The 660-nt window shown below is 36.4% G+C and carries 1 protein-coding gene; it reads left to right on the forward strand.

All coding sequences use genetic code 11. The features are described 5' to 3' along the window. The coding region (locus ACYSNX_RS13085) for a transposase (RefSeq protein ID WP_461755094.1) at positions 1-660 on the forward strand (660 nt) is incomplete at both ends.

Here is a 660-nt window from a genome sequence, read left to right on the forward strand (position 1 = left end):
CAAGCACCACGTTATAGACTTTACGATCAGAATCAAATGAGTTTGATTCCTCATTCTTTGGAAGATTTCATTCCTGCCTTGCATCCAGTACGCATTGTAAATAAGGTTATCGATGAATTGGACTTAAGCAAATTGTATGCGAAGTCATCTAATCAAGGTGCACTAGGCTATCATCCAAAGATGCTACTCAAGGTGATGGTGTATGCTTATGTTAGCAATATTTACAGCAGTAGAAAAATGGAAAACGTATGTAAAGAAAATGTGCATTTTATGTGGTTAAGCGGGATGAACTTCCCAGATCACAATACGTTGAACCGTTTTCGCATTGCGGCTTTAAAGGATAATATTGAAAGCATATTCTATCAAATCGTTAGTTTATTTATGCAACAAGGCTTCATATCTATTGAAGAAGCTTTTACAGATGGTACCAAAATGGAGGCTAATGCTAATAGATACACCTTTGTGTGGAAGAAGTCCGTTGTTAATTACAAAGAGAAAATGTTCGAGCAAATCCAATCTATATGGGAATATGCAGACTCTGTAGCTAGGCAAGAACAAGAATTACCTCCTCCACCTGACTTTAAAAAAATGGATCAAGATTCCTTGGCCGAGACTATCAATACCTTAAATAACATTTTAAAAAAAAGTCCTAACGCCAGT

It is taken from the genome of Myroides sp. LJL115, assembly GCF_054871665.1.